General features: G+C 69.8%; 18 protein-coding genes. 7 read left to right on the forward strand and 11 right to left on the reverse strand.

Going from position 1 to position 20,656, the window contains the following annotated elements; all coding sequences use genetic code 11:
- Positions 1-10: 10 nt before the first annotated feature.
- Entirely contained in the window at positions 11-550 is a 540-nt protein-coding gene (locus tag ABTX78_RS05315) for a MerR family transcriptional regulator (RefSeq protein WP_502993776.1), read from the reverse strand.
- A gap of 479 nt (positions 551-1,029) precedes the next feature.
- Between ABTX78_RS05315 and ABTX78_RS05320 the strand changes: the two genes are divergently transcribed.
- The gene (locus ABTX78_RS05320) at positions 1,030-2,520 is read left to right on the forward strand and encodes a SulP family inorganic anion transporter (protein WP_352205509.1); all 1,491 of its coding nucleotides are present in this window, start codon (positions 1,030-1,032) and stop codon (positions 2,518-2,520) included.
- A gap of 190 nt (positions 2,521-2,710) precedes the next feature.
- On the opposite strand, the gene ABTX78_RS05325 is transcribed toward ABTX78_RS05320, so the two are convergent.
- Complete coding sequence (locus ABTX78_RS05325) at positions 2,711-3,220, reverse strand: hypothetical protein (protein ID WP_352205471.1); 510 nt, start codon at positions 3,218-3,220, stop codon at positions 2,711-2,713.
- Between the two features lie 288 nt (positions 3,221-3,508).
- On the opposite strand from ABTX78_RS05325, the gene ABTX78_RS05330 reads away from it, so the two are divergent.
- The 5 genes from ABTX78_RS05330 to ABTX78_RS05350 are packed head-to-tail and all read left to right on the forward strand — an operon-like array spanning position 3,509 to position 8,369.
- Positions 3,509-4,312 carry an ABC transporter ATP-binding protein gene (locus ABTX78_RS05330; protein ID WP_352205472.1) on the forward strand — a complete coding sequence of 268 codons (804 nt, stop codon included), beginning with the start codon at positions 3,509-3,511 and terminating at the stop codon, positions 4,310-4,312.
- Positions 4,309-5,124 carry an ABC transporter ATP-binding protein gene (locus ABTX78_RS05335; protein ID WP_352205473.1) on the forward strand — a complete coding sequence of 272 codons (816 nt, stop codon included), beginning with the start codon at positions 4,309-4,311 and terminating at the stop codon, positions 5,122-5,124. The genes ABTX78_RS05330 and ABTX78_RS05335 overlap by 4 nt, the downstream gene beginning before the upstream one ends.
- Entirely contained in the window at positions 5,121-6,011 is an 891-nt protein-coding gene (locus ABTX78_RS05340; protein ID WP_313943231.1) for a branched-chain amino acid ABC transporter permease, read from the forward strand. The genes ABTX78_RS05335 and ABTX78_RS05340 overlap by 4 nt, the downstream gene beginning before the upstream one ends.
- Positions 6,012-6,066: 55 nt before the next feature.
- Positions 6,067-7,119, forward strand: coding sequence for a branched-chain amino acid ABC transporter permease (locus tag ABTX78_RS05345; RefSeq protein WP_352205510.1), 1,053 nt, complete (start codon positions 6,067-6,069; stop codon positions 7,117-7,119).
- Positions 7,116-8,369, forward strand: a complete 1,254-nt coding sequence (locus ABTX78_RS05350) for an ABC transporter substrate-binding protein (protein ID WP_352205474.1) — start codon at positions 7,116-7,118, stop codon at positions 8,367-8,369. The genes ABTX78_RS05345 and ABTX78_RS05350 overlap by 4 nt, the downstream gene beginning before the upstream one ends.
- Positions 8,370-8,508: 139 nt before the next feature.
- On the opposite strand, the gene pssA is transcribed toward ABTX78_RS05350, so the two are convergent.
- The 9 genes from pssA to ABTX78_RS05395 form a co-directional block, all read right to left on the reverse strand.
- Positions 8,509-9,366, reverse strand: a complete 858-nt coding sequence (pssA, locus tag ABTX78_RS05355) for a CDP-diacylglycerol--serine O-phosphatidyltransferase (RefSeq protein WP_352205511.1) — start codon at positions 9,364-9,366, stop codon at positions 8,509-8,511.
- On the reverse strand, positions 9,359-10,006 hold the full coding sequence (locus ABTX78_RS05360) for a phosphatidylserine decarboxylase (RefSeq protein ID WP_352205475.1): 648 nt from the start codon (positions 10,004-10,006) through the stop codon (positions 9,359-9,361). Before ABTX78_RS05360 ends, pssA begins: the two co-directional genes overlap by 8 nt.
- A gap of 181 nt (positions 10,007-10,187) precedes the next feature.
- Complete coding sequence (locus ABTX78_RS05365) at positions 10,188-11,393, reverse strand: acyl-CoA dehydrogenase family protein (protein ID WP_352205476.1); 1,206 nt, start codon at positions 11,391-11,393, stop codon at positions 10,188-10,190.
- Positions 11,390-11,920, reverse strand: a complete 531-nt coding sequence (locus ABTX78_RS05370) for a MaoC family dehydratase (protein WP_352205477.1) — start codon at positions 11,918-11,920, stop codon at positions 11,390-11,392. Before ABTX78_RS05370 ends, ABTX78_RS05365 begins: the two co-directional genes overlap by 4 nt.
- Before the next feature lie 5 nt (positions 11,921-11,925).
- Positions 11,926-12,885: an HpcH/HpaI aldolase/citrate lyase family protein gene (locus ABTX78_RS05375; RefSeq protein ID WP_352205478.1), complete on the reverse strand. Its 960-nt coding sequence runs from the start codon at positions 12,883-12,885 to the stop codon at positions 11,926-11,928.
- Positions 12,882-14,894 (reverse strand): ethylmalonyl-CoA mutase, encoded by a 2,013-nt coding sequence (locus tag ABTX78_RS05380; RefSeq protein WP_352205479.1) that lies wholly within the window; start codon positions 14,892-14,894, stop codon positions 12,882-12,884. The genes ABTX78_RS05375 and ABTX78_RS05380 overlap by 4 nt, the downstream gene beginning before the upstream one ends.
- A gap of 14 nt (positions 14,895-14,908) precedes the next feature.
- On the reverse strand, positions 14,909-16,246 hold the full coding sequence (gene ccrA / locus ABTX78_RS05385) for a crotonyl-CoA carboxylase/reductase (RefSeq protein WP_352205480.1): 1,338 nt from the start codon (positions 16,244-16,246) through the stop codon (positions 14,909-14,911).
- Positions 16,247-16,722: 476 nt separating this feature from the next.
- Positions 16,723-17,568, reverse strand: a complete 846-nt coding sequence (locus ABTX78_RS05390) for a TetR family transcriptional regulator (RefSeq protein ID WP_352205481.1) — start codon at positions 17,566-17,568, stop codon at positions 16,723-16,725.
- 142 nt (positions 17,569-17,710) lie between these two features.
- Complete coding sequence (locus ABTX78_RS05395; RefSeq protein WP_352205482.1) at positions 17,711-19,492, reverse strand: 3-hydroxyacyl-CoA dehydrogenase family protein; 1,782 nt, start codon at positions 19,490-19,492, stop codon at positions 17,711-17,713.
- A 357-nt stretch (positions 19,493-19,849) separates the two neighbouring features.
- Between ABTX78_RS05395 and ABTX78_RS05400 the strand changes: the two genes are divergently transcribed.
- Positions 19,850-20,416, forward strand: coding sequence for an adenylosuccinate lyase (locus ABTX78_RS05400; RefSeq protein ID WP_352205483.1), 567 nt, complete (start codon positions 19,850-19,852; stop codon positions 20,414-20,416).
- Positions 20,417-20,656 lie beyond the last annotated feature (240 nt).

Here is a 20,656-nt window from a genome sequence, read left to right on the forward strand (position 1 = left end):
GGGGGCGACCTCAGGGGCGGGCAGCCGGCGCGCTCCGCGCCAGACGGGCCCGCAGGGTGCCTTCGAACTCCTCGGCGCGGGAGAGCTGGACGCGCAGCTTCTCCACCTGTTCGGCAGCGGCTTGCTGGTAAGTGCGTACGCGTTCCAGGAGAGCCGCGCGCTCCTCGGCGCCGAGCCGGTCATCCGCCGTGGACCGGTCGTCCGCATCGAGCCGGTGGCTCGCCTCGGCCCGGTCGCTCGCCTCGGCCCGGTCGCTCGCCTCGGCCCGGTCGTCCGCGTTGAGCCCGTCGCTCGTTCCCAGCCGGTCGTCCGCGTCGAGGCGGCCCGTGGCTTCCAGCAGGTCGCCCATCTGCTCCAGCGTGAAGCCGAGCGGTTTCATCCGGCGGATGACCATGAGGCGGGCGACGTCGTCCTCGGTGTAGAGGCGGAAGCCGCCCTGGGAGCGGGCGGACGGGACGACCAGGCCGGTCTCCTCGTAGTGGCGGATCGTGCGCAGGGACAGCTCGGTCCGTGCCGCGACCTCGCCGATCTGCATGTGCTTGCCGTCCACGCCGCTGATCCCTCTGGCCTTCTCGTCCATGTCACCCGGGCCCGCGTGGGCACCGCGGATCTCTACTCTAACGTTAGGGTAGAGTTGCCGACGGCCGGGGCGCGCTGCCGCCGCCCTGCCGCCTTCGAGCCGGGGCCGACGGTGCCCCCGGCGGAGATCCGAATCCCGCAGGAGAGAAGCGTGCGCGAGCCCCTGACGCCCGGCGCAGCCGCCTGCCCACCGTGACGCATCGCCCCTGACACGAGCCCGGCCGCGCTGCCGACCGTTCCCGGCTCCGTCCGCTCTCGACCTGCTCCTCGAACCGCCTTCTCGACCTGCTCTTACGACGTCCGTATCGACTACTGCTCCGTGTCCCGCGGAGCCACCCGCGAGGTGCCTGCCCGGCTTCCGCGCGTCCTCCCGCCGCACATTCCGGCCCGCCGCACGCGGCGTGCCCGAGCACGACAGGTTCCGTCCCCTTGCCTTCTGCTGCTTCCGCCGTGTCCCCGGCCGCGCGCCTGCGCGGTCTGAAGCCCGACTGGCTCTCCGACCCGAAGGTCTGGCGTACCGAGATCCTCGCCGGGCTCGTCGTCGCCCTGGCCCTGATCCCCGAGGCGATCTCGTTCTCGATCATCGCGGGGGTCGACCCGGCGATCGGTCTGTTCGCCTCCTTCACCATGGCCGTCGTGATCTCCGTCGTCGGCGGCCGCCGGGCGATGATCTCCGCCGCGACCGGCGCTGTCGCCCTCGTGATCGCACCGCTCAACCGTGAACACGGCCTCGGACACCTCGTCGCCGCCGTCGTGCTGGCCGGCGTCTTCCAGATCATCCTGGGCGCGCTGGGGGTGGCGAAGCTGATGCGGTTCATCCCCCGCTCCGTGATGGTCGGGTTCGTCAACTCGCTGGCCGTCCTGATCTTCATGGCCCAGGTGCCGGAGATGCGGAACGTGCCGTGGGCCGTGTACCCGCTGATCATCGGTGGCCTGGCGCTGATGGTGTTCTTCCCGAAGGTCACCACCGTCGTCCCGGCCCCGCTGGTATCCATCGTCATCCTGACCGCCATCACCGTCGGCGCGGCCATCGCGGTGCCCACGGTCGGCGACAAGGGCGCCCTGCCGTCCTCGCTCCCCGTGCCGGGCCTGCCGGACGTGCCGTTCACCCTCGACACCCTGACCACCATCGCCCCCTACGCGCTGGCGATGGCACTCGTCGGGCTGATGGAATCGCTGATGACCGCCAAGCTGGTCGACGACATCACCGACACCCACTCCAACAAGACCCGCGAGTCCATCGGGCAGGGCATCGCCAACATCGTCACCGGCTTCTTCGGCGGCATGGGCGGCTGCGCGATGATCGGCCAGACGATGATCAACGTGAAGGTCTCCGGCGCCCGCACCCGTCTGTCCACCTTCCTCGCGGGGGCGTTCCTGATGGTGCTGTGCATCGTCTTCGGGCCGGTCGTCTCCGACATCCCCATGGCCGCGCTCGTCGCCGTGATGGTGATGGTGTCGTTCGCGACGTTCGACTGGCACTCCGTCGCGCCCACGACGCTGCGGCGCATGCCCGCCGGCGAGATCGTCGTCATGCTCGTCACCGTGGTCTGCGTCGTCGTGACCCACAACCTTGCCATCGGCGTCGTCGTGGGCTCAATTACCGCCATGGTCATCTTCGCGAAGCGGGTCGCCCGCGTCGCGGAGGTCACCGCCGTCACCGACCCCGACGGCACGACCGTGGTCTACCGCGTGACGGGTGAGCTGTTCTTCGCCTCCTCCAACGACCTCGTAGGACAGTTCCACTACGCCACCGACCCCGGCAGGGTGGTCATCGACCTGTCCGCCGCCCACGTCTGGGACGCCTCGTCCGTCGCGGCCCTCGACGCGATCGAGACGGCCTACGCCCGGCGGGGCAAAACGGTGGAGATCATCGGCCTGAACGATCCGAGCGCCGACCTGCACGGCAGGCTCAGCGGCGAACTCGCGGCCGGCCACTGACCGGTCACCGCACGAGCCCGTGCGCAGCCTGACCCGCACGAGCCCGCGCGCACCCCGACCCGTGCGAGCCCGCCCGCACCCTGACCCGCACGAGCCCGCGCGCACCCCGACCCGTGCGAACCCGCGGTCGGCTACAGACCCGACCCGGCACGTACCGGCCAGGTCCGGCGGGCCCGCCGCCCGGTCCGGGTCAGCCCTGCGCGTCCGCGAGTTCGACCATGTCGCGCGGGCGGTCCGCGATGCGTCGCGCCTCCTCCATGACCGCGGCCGTGACCCGGGCCACCGCTTCATCGTCCCCCTCGATGACGGCGTACTCGTCGTCGAGCTCGACGAGCCGCTCGACCAGGGGCAGTTCGTGCCCGTAGCGCTGGTGGAGCAGGAAAGTGAGCTCCCAGGACGCCAGCTGTCCGGACAGCATGCGCCGGGCCAACGCTCGCACGGCCGCCTCCTCACGGGCCACGCCCGCGACGGGATCAAGGACGAGACCGAGTTCGTCGAGCGCCGCGGGGAGCAGGTCGTGCACGGCATAACCCGCCTCGGCGCGGGTGCAGGCCGCCAGTACCCGGAGTCCGGGGCTGTCGAGTCCGACGACGAGCGCGTCGCAGGCCGCGTCGACGACCTCGCCCGCGGGGATCTCGCCCACGCTCCAGAGCGTGGCACGGTCCTGGAGTTCACTCAGCGCTGCTTCGGTTGACGGCATCCGGCCATGATCCCCGGGCCACGGGTCCATGGTCGAACGGGTGACGCGTCAGCGGCTGTTCGGCAGCCCGCTCCGGCAGGACCCGCACCCACTGCGCCGATGTCCACAGCACGCCCCGCGGCCACGGCCGCCGAGGGTCCCGGCGCTTGTGCCCGTGCACAACGCGTGCGCTGCGCCGCTGGTCATCCGCAGCGATTCGTCCCCGCCGCGTGGACGGCCCGGCGGCGCCGGTGCTGATGTGAGGCCCCACAGGGGCACGCAGGACACAGGCCCCGGAAGGGGGACTGCATGGCCGCCTCGCTCGAGGTACGAGCACTGTCCGTCGGCTACGGGCCGGTGCGGGCGCTGCGTGAGGTCTCCGTCGAGGTGCCGGAGGGCAGGATCGTCGCCGTGCTCGGCGGCAACGGGGCAGGCAAGTCCACGCTGCTGCGCGCGATCTCACGCACCCTCTCCTTTCAGCGCGGCCGGGTCACCGAGGGCTCCGTCCACTTCGAGGGCCGCCCGCTGGACGGCCTCAGCCCGGCGCGCGTCGTGGCCGCCGGAGTGGTCCACGTACCCGAAGGGCGGCAGGTGTTCGCACGGATGACGGTGGCCGACAATCTGCGGGCGGGCGCACTGGGGGCGCGTGGCGGCCGGCGGGAGGCCGCCGCGGCGCTCGCCCGCGTCCATGGACTCTTCCCGGTCCTGGCCGACCGCGCCCATCAGCGGGCCGGGCTGCTGTCCGGAGGTGAGCAGCAGATGCTCGCGCTGGGCAGGGCGCTGATGGCACGGCCCCGGCTCCTGCTCCTCGACGAACCGTCCCTGGGCCTCGCCCCGCTGATGGCCGAACGGATCGCAGAGACCGTCCAGGAGATCAACACCGCCGGCACCTCGGTCCTGCTGGTGGAGCAGAACGCGGCGATCGCGCTCCGGCTGGCCTCCACGGCGTACGTCCTGGAGGTCGGCGAGGTCGCTCTGGAAGGCCCCGCCGACCGGCTGGCCGCCTCCGACGAGGTGCGCAGGCGCTATCTGGGAGTCGTCGACGAGGAGGCCGCGGAGGATGCCGTACGGGCAGAGGCTGCCGCACCGGCGCTGCGGAGGTGGTCCGCATGACGGCCCCGGACGCGGCTGCTGCCGAGGACGGCGCCGCCGCCACGCCGGCGCTCACCGTCTCCGGCCTCACCGTCCGCTTCGCCGGTCTCACCGCGCTCGACGACGTCTCGTTCACCGTCGCGCCCGGCAGCGTCCATGCCGTCATCGGCCCGAACGGCGCGGGAAAGTCCACCTGCTTCAACGTCCTGTCCGGTGTCTACCGCGCCACCTCCGGCACGGTCCACTTCGGCGACAGCGAACTCACCGGCCTGCCCCCGCACCGCATCGCGGCGCTCGGTGTCGCCCGCACCTTCCAGAACCTCGCCCTCCCGCCGCACGCCACCGTCGCTGACAGCCTGCTGCTCGGCCGCCACCGGCTCACTCGGGCGGGGTTCCTCTCAACCGGACTGCGGTTGCCGTCCGCAGCCCGTGAGGAACGGCGACACCGGGAACGCGTCGGCGAGATAGCGGAGTTCGTCGGGCTCGCGGCCGATCTCGGCCGTCCTGCCGGAGCACTCCCGTACGGCAAACAGAAGCTTGTCGAGCTCGGCCGCGCGCTGTGCATGGAGCCGCGGCTGCTTCTGCTCGACGAACCCGTCGCGGGCATGACCGCCGACGAGCGGCAGCAGACCGCCGCCGTCATCGCGGGCGTGCGCGACGGTCTCGGCATATCCATCGTGCTGGTCGAACACGACATGGGGGTGGTGATGCGGCTCGCGGACGCCGTGACCGTACTCGACTTCGGGCGCCGGATCGCGGACGGCACCCCGGCCCAGGTGCAGAGCGACCCGGCGGTCGTCCGGGCTTACCTCGGAACAGGTGCGCAGGCATGACGACCTTCACCGAACTTCTCCTCGGCGGGCTCTCGATCGGCTCCGTCTACGCCCTGATCGCCCTCGGCTTCGTCGTCATCTTCAAGGCCACCGAGGTCGTCAACTTCGCCCACGCGTCCCTCCTGCTGGCCGGCGGCTATGTCACGGCCGTCCTCCACGACGACATCGGCTTCTGGGCGGCGCTCGCCGTCGGCATCGCGAGCGCGGCCGTCGTGGGAGCCGCCGTCGAGTTCTTCGTGATGCGCCGCTACCGGGGCTCCGACCACAGCGTCCTCGCCATCGTCACCATCGGTGTCGACATCCTGCTGACCACCGAACTCACCCGCCGCATCGGCACCGACGTTCTCGCCCTGGGGGACCCCTGGGGCGACCGGGTCGTCACCATCGGCGACATCACCATCGCGCAGACCCGGATCGCCGCGTTCGTCGCCGCCGCCCTCCTCATCACGGCGTTCCTGCTGGCCTTCCGTTTCACCTCCTGGGGAGTGGCCATGCGGGCGGCGGCCGAGAACCCGCAGACCGCCGCGCTGATGGGGGTGCGGCTCGGCAGGGTCTCGCTCGCCGCGTGGGGCGTCGCGGGCGGCCTCGCGGCCGTCGCCGCACTGTTCCTGACCGTTTTCCCGACCCCCGGGCTGGAACGCGCCACCTCGCTCGCGGCGCTCAAGGCCTTCCCCGCCGCGATCCTCGGCGGGCTCGACTCCACCACCGGCGCCCTGGCGGGCGGGCTGATCGTCGGTGTCACGGAGTCGTTCGCCACCGGGTACCAGAGCGAACTGTCCTTCCTGGGCCGGGGCATCGGCGATCTCGCGCCCTATCTGGTGATGGTGCTCGTCCTGCTCATCAGGCCGGCGGGACTCTTCGGCACGAAGGAGCCCGCGCGTGTCTGACACCCTGCCCGAGACGCTCGACAAGTCCCCGGCTCTCAGGGCGCCCAGGGCCTCGGTGGCGTTCAGGAACCCCCGGGCGTACGCCTGGATCCTCGGCGGTCTCCTGCTCCTCGCCCTGCCCTTCTACCTCGACCGTTTCTGGCTCCAGGCCGGGCTGTTCGCGATGGCCGCGGCGATCGGCGCCATCGGCATCAACCTGCTCACCGGCGCGACCGGCCAACTCTCCATGGGCCACGCCTTCTTCCTCGCCGTCGGCGCGTACGGCTACTGCGTCCTCGCGGGCGGGGACGAGGTCGAGAACGGCCACCGACTCACCGGCCTCGGCCTGCCGACCTGGCTCGCCGCGATCCTCGCCGTCCTGCTCGCGGGCGCGGCCGGCGGCCTGTTCAGCCCCATCGCCGGCCGGCTGAGCGGGGCGTATCTCGGTATCGCCACCCTCGCCCTGATTTTCATCGGCCAGCATGTGCTGTTCAACGCGAGTGATCTGACAGGGGGGTTCAACGGCCGCGCCGTCCCGCCGCTGTCCCTGTTCGGCTTCACCTTCGACGACACGGAGGTCGTGATCGCCGCCGTGCCGTTCCAGTCGGCGGAGAAGCTCTGGTACGCGGCCCTGGTCGCGCTCCTTGCCTGTGGGCTGTTCGCCCGCGGTGTGCTGCGCGGCCGCCCCGGGCGCGCCATGAACGCCCTGCGCGACCACCGCATAGCGGCGGGCGTGATGGGGGTCCCGGTCGCCCGCTACCGAGCCGCCGTCTTCGTCCTCTCGTCGATGTACGCGGGCCTCGCGGGCGTGCTGCTCGCCCTGGTCTTCCAACGCACGGTCCCCGAGTACTTCGGCATGATCCTCTCACTCGAATACCTCGCCATGATCGTGATCGGCGGACTCGGCACCGTCGCGGGCGCGGTCGTCGGCGCGGCCTTCGTGTCCCTGCTGCCCCAAGTGCTCACCCACTACAGCGACAGCCTCCCGCTGGTCGCCGCCCCGGGCACGGGCGGCGTCTCGCCGGGCGAGGCGTCGCGCTATCTGTACGGCGCCGCGGTCGTCGCGGTGGTGCTGTTCCTGCCCGGCGGACTCACCCGCCCGACAGTGTCCCGACGGGAGAAGACATGAAGCCGAAGAGATACATGGCGGTGCTGGCCGTACTGGCGCTCAGCGCCGTCGGATGCAGCGAGAAGGCGACGAGCGGTGACGGCGGTGGGAAGGACGCCGGGGGAGTGAAGACCGGCGAAGGCGTCACCGCCAAGACCATCACGCTCGGTGTGCTCACCGACATGACCGGTGTCTACGCCTCACTCGGCAAGAGCGTCACCCAGGCCCAGCAGCTGTGGGCGAAGCAGACCAACGCCGCCGGCGGTGTCTGCGGCCGGCAGATCGAGCTGACCGTGCGCGACCACGGCTACGACCCGCAGAAGGCCCTCGCCGGCTACACCGAGCTCGAACCGAAGGTGCTGGGCTTCGCCCAGTTCATCGGCTCGCCGTTCGTGGCGGCCGTCAAGCAGCGCATCGACGGCCAGGACAAGGGCCTTGTCCTGCCGCAGGCGTGGTCGGCCAGCCTGCTCGGCAGCCCGTACGTCCGGGTGGTGGGAGCGACGTACGACATCGAGACGATCAACGCGATCGACTATCTGCTCGCCCAGAAGCGCATCGCCAAGGGCGACAAGATCGGTCACGTCTACTTCGAGGGCGACTACGGCGAGAACGCCCTCGCCGGTTCCCGGTACGCGGCACAGCAGGCGGGCCTCAGCATCGTCGAGCAGAAGATCAAACCGACCGACAACGACATGTCGGCCCAGGTGGCCGCGCTGAAGAAGGCGGGCGTCAAGGCCGTCGTCATCAGCGCCGGACCGCGTCAGGCGGCCTCCCTCGTCGGCGTGGCGGCCGCCGGCGGCTTCAATGTGCCGGTCATCGGCAACAACTCCGCCTACGCGCCGCAGCTCCTTGCCACCCCCGCGGGGCCCGCGCTGATGAAGGACTACTACGTCGCCGCCTCCACCCTCCCCATCGGTGCCCCGGACGCGGCGCCGGCGAAGCTGGCCAAGGAGTACGCGGCCGCCTACCCCAAGGACGGCCTCGACAACGGTGTGGTCGCCGGCTACACGGCCATGGGGGTCTACGGCGAGCTGCTGAAGAAGGCCTGCGCCGACAAGAACCTCACCCGTGAGGGCGTCGACAAGGCCCTGCTGACCCTCTCCGCGTACGAGAGCGGCTTCGGCATCACGCATGACTTCTCCGACCCGGCGGCGCCGTCGACGCGGCAGAGCGTCATCATGAAGCCGGACAACAAGGTCCCGGGCGGACTGAAGGTGGTACGGCCCGCGGCCGTGGCGAAGGCGGCGGAGTCCTTCAAGAGCGGCGGCTAGGGTCTGTCGCTCGGATCGGGCCGGCCCGTATCCACACGACAGGCCGCAGGATGCCCCCACGGCGGCTGAACCTGTCGCACACACGAGGAGGGCCCGGGTGCGGATCGCACCCGGGCCCTCCTCGTATGCCGTCGCCGTGTCAGGGGAGCTGAGCCGCCCTGGCCTCACGGCTCTCACGACGGTTGTCACGGAACGTGTTCACCCGTCGCGCTGTCGCGAACAGCGGGATCGTCGCCGCCAGCACGATCTGCAGTGCGCAGCCGGTCTGCAGCAGCAGCTGGCCCGCCGGGGCGTCGAACGCCCAGGCCGCCAGCAGACCCATCGCGGCCACGATCCATCCGAGCATCGCCACCGCCAGGACGCCCCGCGGCTTCGGATACTCGACCCGGCTCACCATCAGCCACGCCGTACCGATGATTGCCAGCAGCGTCGGGATGAACGGCAGCTCCAGCAGGACGATCGAGACCACCGTGAGCGCGCCGAAGGGGCTCGGCATGCCCTGGAACATGCCGTCCTTCATGGTCACGCACGAGAATCTCGCGAGCCGCAGGACCACCGCCAGGAGCACCACGATCGCGGCCACCGCCGAGACCCGCTGGTGGGCGTCGTCCGCGACCATGCCGTACACGAGTACGAAGTAGGCCGGCGCGAGCCCGAAGCTGATCAGGTCGGAGAGGTTGTCCAGCTCCGCACCCATCGGCGAGCTGCGCAGCTTGCGCGCCACGAGCCCGTCGCAGAGGTCGAAGATCGCGGCGAGCAGCATCAGGATCACGGCGGTGGCGGCGCTGTGACGCGCCATGCCGGTCTCCTGGCTGCCCTGGAGATGCGGGATGAGGATGCCGGTGGTGGTGAAGTACACCGCCATGAATCCACACGTCGCGTTACCGAGAGTGAGAGTGTCCGCTATTGACAGCCGCAGAGAGAGAGGCATCTCCTCCGCGTCGTCCTCGGCATCCGCCTCGGCGCCCCAGCCTGCCTGTGTGTCGGGATCAACCACGGTCAATGCGAGTCACCCCCGCGGTCGTGGTCTGACCGACCTCGACAGCGACATCGACACCTTCCGGAAGGTAGATGTCCACGCGCGAGCCGAAGCGGATCAGGCCGATACGGTCACCCTGCTCGACCTTCGTGCCCTGGGGCACATAAGGAACGATGCGCCGCGCGACGGCACCGGCGATCTGCACCATCTCGATGTCACCGAGCTCGGTGTCGAAGTGCCAGACAACGCGCTCGTTGTTCTCGCTCTCCTTGTTGAACGCCGGCACGAAGCCGCCGGGGATGTGCTCCACGGACGTCACCGTGCCCGCGAGGGGCGCGCGGTTGACGTGGACGTTCAGCGGGCTCATGAAGATCGCGACCCGGGTGCGCCCGTCCTTCCACGGCATGATGCTCTGCACCACACCGTCGGCCGGAGAGATGACGCGACCCTGAGTGATCTCGCGCTCGGGGTCGCGGAAGAACCACAGCATGCCCGCCGCGAGCGCGGTGGCGGGCACGGCGACGACCGCCGCGCGCCGCGAACGGCGCGAGCGGGCGAGGCTGAGGGCGGCGGTGGCGACGGTCGGCAGAAGCCACGGCGATGCTCCGCGCGCGAGGCGTACACGGCCGCGAGGTGCAGAGGTTTGGCTGTGGGGCATGGATGACCTTCGTAGCGGATGATGCCGCGCTGGCAACGGGGGACGGCGGCTTTCCAAGCGATGTTATCGGTTGTGAGCCGTAACTGGGAAAGCCAGAAGCCGAGTCGGTCGGCCGGAAACCCTCAGAGAACGCTGACAGGGTGTGATCTTCTTCGCGGACGAACCGGCACGAAAGGGGTAATCATCCCTGGAACCGGTACTCCTCGAGCAGCCTGCGTCCAATGATCATTTTCTGGATTTCGGCGGTACCTTCACCGATCAACAGCATCGGAGCCTCGCGGTAGAGGCGCTCGATCTCGTACTCCTTGGAGAAGCCGTAGCCGCCGTGGATCCGGAAGGCGTCCTCGACGACTTCCTTGCAGTATTCGGAGGCGAGGTACTTCGCCATCCCTGCCTCCAGGTCGTTTCGTTCCCCGGAGTCCTTTTTGCGTGCCGCGTTCACCATCATGGCATGCGCGGCCTCGACCTTGGTAGCCATCTCGGCCAGCTTGAACTGGATCCCCTGGTGCTGGGCGATGGCCTTGCCGAAGGTGTGACGCTGCTGTGCGTAGGAGACGCCCAGCTCAAAGGCGCGTTGCGCGACACCGCAGCCGCGTGCCGCGACATTGACGCGCCCGACCTCGACGCCGTCCATCATTTGGTAAAACCCTCGGCCGGTGGTGCCGCCGAGTACCCGATTGGCCGGAATGCGCAGTCCGTCCATGATGAGTTCGGTGGTGTCGACGCCCTTGTAACCCATCTTGTCGATCTTCCCGGGGATGGTGAGGCCCGGACGGACCTCACCGAAGCCGGGCTCCTTCTCGACGAGGAAGGTCGTCATCGACTTGTGCGGAGCGGTGCCCTCCGGGTGTCCTTCGTCACTCCGGCACAGAACAGCCACCAGATTCGACGTTCCGCCGTTCGTGAGCCACATCTTCTGGCCGTTGAGGACGTACTCGTCGCCGTCCCTGACGCCCTTGGACGTGATGGCCGACACGTCCGAGCCGAGCGCCGGCTCCGACATCGAGAACGCGCCGCGCACCTCGCCCAGCGCCATCCGAGGCAGGAAGGTGTCCTTCTGCTCCTGGGTGCCGTGCTGCTTGAGCATGTACGCCACGATGAAGTGCGTGTTGATGATGCCCGAGACGGACATCCAGCCACGGGCGATCTCCTCGACGCACAGCGCGTAGGTGAGCAGCGACTCGCCCAGACCGCCGTACTCCTCGGGAATCATCAGCCCGAACAGGCCGAGCTCCTTGAGGCCTTCGACGATCTGCGTCGGGTACTCGTCGCGGTGCTCCAGCTCGGTGGCGACCGGGATGATCTCCTTGTCGACGAAGTCCCGGACCGTCGACAGGATTTCCTGCTGGATGTCGGTCAGCCCGTGCGTCTGGGCGAGTCGGCTCATGACTGCTTCTCCGGCTTCTTGGAGGGCTCGATCAACTCCGGGCGGCCGGGCTGCTCGCCGCCGCGCTCCTTGATGTACGTCTCGGTGGGGACCATCACCTTGCGGCGGAACACGCAGACCAGCGTGCCGTCCTGCTTGTACCCCTTCGTCTCGACGTGGACGATGCCGCGGTCGCTCTTGGAGCGGGACGGCGTCTTGTCGAGAACGGTCGTCTCGCCGTAGATCGTGTCGCCGTGGAACGTCGGCGCGACGTGCTTCAGCGACTCGATCTCCAGGTTGGCGATGGCCTTGCCGGAGACGTCCGGCACGGACATACCGAGGAGCAGCGAGTAGATGTAGTTGCCGACGACGACGTTCTTGCCGAAGTCCGTCGTCTTCTCCGCGTAGTTGGTGTCCATGTGGAGGGGGTGGTGGTTCATGGTCAGCAGACAGAAGAGGTGGTCGTCGTACTCGGTGACCGTCTTCCCGGGCCAGTGCTTGTAGACCGCCCCGACCTCGAACTCTTCGTAGGTGCGTCCGAACTGCATGGTGCTCAGGCCTCCGGGGCTTCGAACGTCGAGGTACGGGTCATGCCCGCGGCACGGCCCTTGCCGGAGATGACCAGGGCCATCTTGCGGCTGGCCTCGTCGATCATCTCGTCGCCGAGCATCGCCGAGCCCTTCTTGCCGCCGGCTTCGGACGTGTAGTAGTCGTACGCGTCCAGAATCAGCTCGGCGTGGTCGTAGTCCTCCTGCGAGGGCGAGAACACCTCGTTGGACGCCTCGACCTGACCCGGGTGCAGGACCCACTTGCCGTCGAAGCCGAGCGCCGCGGCCCGCTGGGCGACGGCCTTGTAGCCCTCGATGTTCTTGATCTGGAGGTAGGGGCCGTCGATCGCCTGGAGGTCGTTGGCACGGGCGGCCATCAGGATCTTCATCAGGATGTAGTGGTAGGCGTCCGCCGGGTAGCCGGGCGGCTGCTCGCCGACGACCAGCGACTTCATGTTGATGGAGGCCATGAAGTCGGCCGGGCCGAAGATGATGGTCTCCGTGCGCGGGGAGGCCTGGGCGATCTCGTTGACGTTGTTGAGACCCTGGGCGTTCTCGATCTGCGCCTCGATGCCGATCTTGCCGACCTCGAAGCCCATCGTCTTCTCGATCTGGGTCAGCAGCAGGTCCAGCGCCACGATCTGCTGGGCGTCCTGCACCTTCGGCAGCATGATGCAGTCGAGGTTCTGACCGGCGCCCTCGACGACGGTGACCACGTCGCGGTAGGTCCACTCGGTGGTCCAGTCGTTCACCCGCACGACCCTGGTCTTGCCCGTCCAGTCACCCTCGTTGAGGAACTTCACGATGGTGTGCCGGGCGTCCGGCTTGGCGAGCGGCGCACAGGCGTCCTCCAGGTCCAGGAAGACCTGGTCCGCCGGGAGGCCCTGGGCTTTCTCCAGGAAGCGCGGGTTGCTGCCCGGCACTGCGAGGCAGGAGCGGCGCGGCCTCAGACGGTTGACAGTCATGCGGGGACCTCCAGAGGGTCGAGCTTGTTCGCTTTCCGGATCTCGTCGACGATACGGCCGATGATCTCGGTGATGCCGAAGTCCTTCGGGGTGAACACGGCGGCGACGCCGGCCGCCTTCAGAGCGGTGCCGTCGGCGTTCGGGATGATTCCGCCGACGACGACCGGGATGTCCGCCGCCCCCGCCTCGCGGAGGCGGTCCAGCACATCGGGCACCAGTTCGGCGTGCGACCCGGACAGGATGGACAGGCCCACACAGTGCACGTCCTCGGCCAGGGCCGCGTTGACGATCTGCTCGGGCGTGAGCCGGATGCCCTGGTAGACCACCTCGAAGCCGGCGTCGCGGGCGCGTACGGCGATCTGCTCGGCGCCGTTGGAGTGCCCGTCCAGGCCGGGCTTGCCGACCAGCAGCCGCAGCCGTCCCGAGCCGAGCTCGTCGGCGGTGCGGGAGACCTTCTCGCGGACGACCGCGAGCGGTGTGCCCGCCTCCGCGGTGACCGCGACGGGTGCGCTGGAGACGCCCGTCGGCGCGCGGAACTCGCCGAACACATCGCGCAGTGCCCACGCCCACTCGCCGGTGGTGACGCCCGCACGGGCGCACTCGACGGTGGCCGCCATCAGGTTCTCGGTCCCTGCGGCGGCCTTCTTCAGCGCGGTGAGCGATTCCGTGGCGCGGGTCTCGTCGCGGTTGTCCCGCCATTCGTGCAGCTTGGCCACCACCCGCGCCTCGTTCTCCGGGTCGACCGTCATGATCGCCGTGTCGAGGTCGGCCGTCAGCGGGTTCGGCTCGGTGGTCTCGAAGATGTTCACGCCGACGATCTTGTCGTCGCCGCCCTCGATCCGCGCCCGCCGCTCCGCGTGCGAGGAGACCAGCTGCGACTTGAGGTACCCGGACTCGACGGCCGCCATCGCGCCGCCCATCTCCTGGATCCGGGTGATCTCCTCCAGGCACTCGGTGACCAGCGAGTCCACCTTGGCCTCGATGACGTGCGAGCCGGCGAAGATGTCCTCGTACTCCAGCAGGTCCGACTCGTGGGCGAGGACCTGCTGGATGCGCAGCGACCACTGCTGGTCCCACGGGCGCGGCAGACCGAGCGCCTCGTTCCAGGCCGGGAGCTGTACGGCGCGGGCGCGGGCGTCCTTGGACAGCGTGACGGCGAGCATCTCCAGCACGATGCGCTGGACGTTGTTCTCCGGCTGCGCCTCGGTCAGTCCCAGGGAGTTGACCTGGACGCCGTAGCGGAAACGGCGCTGCTTCTCGTTCTCGATGCCGTACCGCTCACGGGTGACCTGGTCCCAGATGCGGCCGAAGGCGCGCATCTTGCACATCTCCTCGATGAAGCGGACACCGGCGTTCACGAAGAAGGAGATACGGGCGACCACGTCGCCGAACTTCTCCGCCGGCACCTGCCCCGAGTCCCGCACCGCGTCCAGCACGGCGATCGCGGTGGACATCGCGTACGCGATCTCCTGGACCGGCGTGGCGCCCGCCTCCTGCAGGTGGTAGCTGCAGATGTTGATGGGGTTCCACTTGGGGATGTTGGCCACCGTGTACGTGATCATGTCGGTGGTCAGCCGCAGCGAGGGCACGGGCGGGAAGACATGCGTCCCGCGCGACAGGTACTCCTTGACGATGTCGTTCTGGGTGGTGCCCTGAAGCCGGGTGGCGTCCGCGCCCTGCTCCTCGGCGACGACCTGATAGAGCGCCAGCAGCCACATCGCGGTGGCGTTGATCGTCATCGAGGTGTTCATCTGCTCCAGGGGGATGTCCTGGAACAGCCTGCGCATGTCACCGAGATGCGAGACGGGAACCCCGACCCGGCCGACCTCGCCGCGGGCGAGGATGTGGTCCGGGTCGTAGCCCGTCTGTGTCGGCAGGTCGAACGCGACCGACAGACCGGTCTGGCCCTTGGCGAGATTGCGCCGGTAGAGCTCGTTGGACGCCTCGGCGGTGGAGTGGCCCGCGTACGTCCGCATGAGCCACGGCCGGTCCTTGTGACGCTCTGTCATGTGTGGGACCTCAGTCAGACGTTGCGGAAGCGGTTGATGGCGTTCACGTGCTTCTCGCGCATCTCCTCGTCGCGCACACCCAGACCCTCGCTCGGGGCGAGAGCGAGGACGCCGACCTTGCCCTGGTGGAGATTGCGGTGCACGTCGTACGCGGCCTGGCCGGTGTCTTCGAGGGAGTAGACCTTCGAGAGGGTGGGGTGGATCTTGCCCTTGGCGATCAGGCGGTTGGCCTCCCACGCCTCGCGGTAGTTGGCGAAGTGGGAGCCGATGATGCGCTTGAGGGACATCCACAGGTAGCGGTTGTCGTACTCGTGCATGTAGCCCGAGGTGGAGGCGCAGGTGGTGATGGTGCCGCCCTTGCGGGTGACGTAGACGCTCGCCCCGAAGGTCTCGCGGCCCGGGTGTTCGAAGACGATGTCGATGTCCTCGCCGCCGGTGAACTCACGGATGCGCTTGCCGAAGCGCTTCCACTCCTTCGGGTCCTGGGTCTGCGCGTCCTTCCAGAACTTGTAGTCCTCGGCGCTGCGGTCGATGATCGCCTCGGCGCCCATCGAGCGGCAGATGTCCGCCTTCTGCTCGCTGGAGACGACACAGATCGGGTTGGCGCCACCGGCCAGCGCGAACTGGGTGGCGTAGGAGCCCAGTCCGCCGCTGGCGCCCCAGATCAGGACGTTGTCGCCCTGCTTCATGCCCGCGCCGTTGCGCGAGACGAGCTGGCGGTACGCGGTGGAGTTGACCAGGCCCGGGGCGGCGGCCTCCTCCCAGCTGAGGTGCTGGGGCTTGGGCATCAGCTGGTTGGACTTGACGAGTGCGATCTCCGCCAGGCCGCCGAAGTTGGTCTCGAAGCCCCAGATCCGCTGCTCGGGGTCGAGCATCGTGTCGTTGTGGCCGTCGGAGGACTCGAGCTCGACGGACAGGCAGTGGGCGACGACCTCGTCGCCGGGCCGCCAGGCGTTGACGCCGGGCCCGGTGCGCAGGACGACGCCCGCCAGGTCGGAGCCGATGACGTGGTACGGCAGGTCGTGGCGCTTGGTGAGCTCCGAGAGCTTTCCGTAGCGCTCGAGGAAGCCGAAGGTGGCCATCGGCTCGAAGATCGAGGTCCAGACCGAGTTGTAGTTGACCGAGCTCGCCATGACGGCCACCAGCGCCTCGCCGGGGCCGAGTTCGGGCACGGCGACGTCCTCGACGTGGAGGGACTTGCGGGGGTCCTTCTCCTTGGTCTCGAGGCCGTTGAACATCTCGACCTCGTCCTTGTGCACGGTGACCGCGCGGTAGGACTCGGGGATGGGCAGTGCGGCGAAGTCGGCGGGCGTGCTGTCCGTCGACTGAATGGCGTCCAGGATGTCCTTCACGGGTGCCTCCGGCGAAGCGCGTTGCGGGGAACGCTGAGGGGAACGTCGGTGTGCTGCTGTGTGGAGGTGTGCCGTCGGTTCGGCGGGTGGTGCGGGTGTGGCGGCGCCGGTGGGCGCGAAAGGGTGCCTGTGACGCAGGCGTCCGGGCCGCAAACTCAGGGTTTGCTGGGACAGCCGGCGTACGAATGGTCTCTGCACGCCGGCCGCCCGGACAACTTCAACGTATGGCACGGCGTGCCAGGTGACAAGACACTGCGTGCCAACAATTTCTCTCAGTTGTCATCTGGGTGGCACACATGAGCAACAACGGCCGCCCCGGAGGGGACGGCCGTTGCTCACTGTGAGTGATCGCGTGCGCTCCGCTGCTCGGAGCGAGGGGACAGGGGGTGATTCCCGTGGCAGCCCGGCGACTGGGGATACCGCCATCCGTATGAACTTCAGGGCCCGACGGGGAGGCTGGAGCCCGGCGCGCGGGGTCAGGCGCGGCGGTCCTGAAGTGCCCTTTCGATCGTGCGCATCACGTCGTCCAGCGGTGCGTCCGTGCGCGCCACGGCCACCAGCACCTCGCCCTCGGTGGTCACCGCCGCGGCCGGTGCCGGATCGCCGGCGCGGGGCGCGGACGCCGTGGGCATCCGGTCCCGCGAGCGGCCCGCCCCTATGCCGGTGCCGAAGGTGTCGCGGACGATCGCGAAGGCGTGGTCGAGCTGGGTCTCCACGTCACCCTGGCCGCCCGCGCGCAGCCAGCGGCGCAGCACGTGGTTGTGCGCGGTGACGACCGCGGACGCCGCCACCTCCGCCAGCAGTGGATCGTCGTTGCCGTCGTGGTGGTCGCGCTCGTCGAAGTGCCCCAGCAGATAGCGCGTGAACAGCCGCTCGTAGCGGGCCACCGAGGCGATCTCGCGCTCCCGCAGGGTCGGGACCTCGCGGGTCAGCCGGTAGCGCTCCACGGAGACGGCGGGGGAGGCCGCGTACATCCGCATGACTTCCTTGATTCCCCGGCACACCGTGTCGAGCGGGTGCTCGTGCGGCGGAGCCGCGTTCAGCACGGCCTCGGCCCGTACGAGCGTGTCGTCGTGGTCCGGGAAGATCGCCTCTTCCTTGGAGCGGAAGTGCCGGAAGAAGGTGCGCCGCGCGACACCCGCGGTCGCCGCGATCTCGTCCACGGTCGTCGCTTCGTAGCCCTTGGTCGCGAAGAGTTCCATCGCCGCTGCGGCCAGTTCGCGCCGCATCTTGAGGCGCTGCGCGGCGGCGCGACTGCCGGCCGCGCTCTCCGGAGCGTCGGACGTGGCCTTGGAACGGGCGGGCTTGGCGGGCTGCGGCATGACCTGAACGTACTGCATCCGTGCAGGAGAGCGCGCCTGTGGGTGAGGAGCACCCGCCCCTGTGGCGGGGGCGGAAACGGGGGCCGGAGCCGGGGGCGGACCGTCCGAGGGATCGAGCAGTCCGCCCCAGCCGGCGGTGTGATCAGCGGCGGGCATATTCGCGGAAGCCACGCCCGGTCTTCCGGCCGAGGCAGCCCGCGGCCACCAGGTGCTCCAGCAGCGGGGCGGGAGCGAGACCCGGGTCGCGGAACTCGCGGTGCAGCACCTTCTCGATCGCGAGCGAGACGTCGAGCCCCACCACGTCGAGGAGTTCGAAGGGCCCCATCGGGTAGCCGCCGCCCAGCTTCATCGCGGCGTCGATGTCGTCGAGGGTCGCGTAGTGCTCCTCGACCATCTTGATCGCGTTGTTCAGGTACGGGAAGAGCAGCGCGTTCACGATGAAGCCGGCACGGTCGCCGCAGTCCACCGGGTGCTTCTTGATCTTCGCGGTGACCGCGCGGACCGTGGCGTGGACGTCGTCCGCCGTCAGGACGGTGCGGACGACCTCGACCAGCTTCATCGCGGGCGCCGGGTTGAAGAAGTGCATGCCGATCACGTCCTGCGGGCGCGAGGTGGCGCGGGCACAGGCCACGACCGGCAGCGAGGAGGTGGTGGTGGCGAGCACCGCACCCTCCTTGCAGATCTTGTCCAGGGTGGCGAAGAGCTGCTGCTTGATCTCCAGGTCCTCGGCGACGGCCTCGACCGCGAGATCGACATCCGCGAAGGCGTCCAGGGAGCCGGCGGGAGTGATCCGGCCGAGCGTCTCGTCCCGGGCCCCGGCCGTCATCCGGCCCTTGTCGACAGAGCGGGAAAGGGACTTGGTGATACGGGACTTGGCCGTCTCCGCCTTCTCCAGCGAGCGCGCGGCGAGCACCACGTCGAAGCCCGCCTTGGCGAAGACCTCGGCGATGCCGCTCGCCATGGTGCCGGAACCGGCCACGCCCACGGAACGCACCTCACGGCCGCCCGTTCCCTCGGCCGCCGGCCGCGGGGTGAGCGCGTCCGGCACCGGGGCCGCGGCACCGGGTGCCGCGTAGGTGTAGAAGCCGCGTCCCGCCTTGCGGCCGGTCAGACCGGCCTCACTCAGCTGCTTGAGGATGGGGGCGGGCGCGTGCAACCGGTCGCGGGACGCGGAGTACATCGCGTCGAGAACCGTCCGGGCGGTGTCGATGCCGATCAGGTCCAGCAGGGCCAGCGGGCCCATCGGCAGGCCGCAGCCGAGCTTCATCGCGGCGTCGATGTCCTCGCGGGAGGCGTACTTGGCCTCGTACATCGCGGCGGCCTGGTTGAGGTAGCCGAAGAGCAGTCCGTCGGCGACGAAACCGGGCCGGTCGCCCACGGCGACGGGCTCCTTGCCGAGCTCACGCGCCAGCGCGGTGACCGCTTCGACGGCGGCGGGCGCGGTCAGCACGGAGGAGACGACCTCGACCAGTTTCATCGCGGGGGCGGGGTTGAAGAAGTGCAGTCCGAGCACGCGCTCGGGGTGCGACGAGTCGGCGGCCAGGCGGGTCACGGACAGGGCGTTGGTGCCGGTGGCGACGACGGTCGTCGGGCGCACGATGTCGTCCAGCGCACGGAAGACCTGCTGCTTGGCCTCGTACGACTCGGACACCACCTCGATCACGAGATCCGCGTCGGCGGCCGCCTGGAGTTCGGAGAACGTGCGGAAGCGGGCGAGCGTGTTGCGGCGCTCCTCCTCGGTGATCCGCTCACGCTCCACGGCGCGTGCGGTGGAGGCTTCGAGGGCGACGACGGCCTGGCGGGCGGCCGCGGCGCTGATGTCGATGCCGATGACCTCACGGCCGGCCCGGGCGAGCACTTCGGCGATGCCGGTGCCCATGGTGCCGAGGCCGACGACGGCAATGGTGTGGAGAGGGGTGTCCATCAGGGGACTCCAGGGATGAGTGACGACTGAAGAAGAGGTGCGCGCGGGGAGATGCGCACGGGCGGTGCGCGTGGGGAGGTGCCAAAGGGCGCACGGCGCACGTCGATTGCGTGTCGTGGTGCAGTGCCGGCGGACTCTGTCCCGGAGCCACGCCGTACGCGATACGTCCACCGACGCATCACGGTGCTTGCCGAACCGACTGCACTCGCGGTGGCTGCGTCACCAGGCCACCGGGAGCTGTGCGGGGGTTACCCGCTCACTTGAGATTAACTCGCCAGTAACGAGCGCGCCAGACCTGGTCCGGTGTGATCTGGATCGCCGCCGTGCGCGACCCCTCCCGTCGCTACGCTGACCGGCATGGACGAGGAGTTACGGTCGCTGGCCCAGCGGCTGAGGGGCGAGTCGGGCGGCTCGGTCGCCTACGAACGGCTGCTGACGACCGAGGACCAGGAGGAGCTCGCGGGCGTCCTCATCGAACAGGAACGTCCCTTGTGGGCGCGGGAGATGGCCGCCTTCCGGCTCGGGTGCGCGGGGGACCGGCGGGCCTTCGAGGCCCTCGTACTGCTGCTCAACCACCGTGATCCGGCGCGCTGCGTCTCCGCGGCGCACGCGCTGGCGGCGCTGGGCGATCCCCGTACCCCGCGGGCGGCGGCCGCGCTGGCCACGAACGAGCTGAGGGTCGCCTACGCCCTGGTGCCGGTCCGGCTGCTCACCCGCCTGCGCGCCCCCGAATCCGCACCGGCTCTGATCACGGTGCTCCGGCGCCGGCTGACGCCGGGCGATCCGCACTGGCGGGTGGCGCTCGCCTGTGTGGAGGGCCTCGGGGCGCTCGGGGACCGGCGTGCGGGGGACATACTGCGCTCCGCGCGGACGCACCCGCGTCTCACGGCGGCGGCGGAGGCGGCGCTGGCCCGGATCGACTGAGGAGGCCGGCGGGCGCCTCACCGTCCCGGAGCGGAGGAGCTCCGGGGGCGACCGGGTACGGGGGCGCCGCAACGCAAGCGGGCTCTGGCCGGAGGAAAACGCAGGCGGACGCCAGGCCCGGAGATGCGGAAGCGGGCTCCGGGCCTGCCCATGCTGCACCCTAACGCTGGCGGCGAACACACATGTGGGCGGTACTCCCCCGCTGCGACTTCGTACGGTGCGAGCCGGCGCGGCCCGCAG

The organism is Streptomyces sp. NPDC096193 (genome assembly GCF_040302905.1).
Classification (GTDB): Bacteria; Actinomycetota; Actinomycetes; order Streptomycetales; family Streptomycetaceae; genus Streptomyces.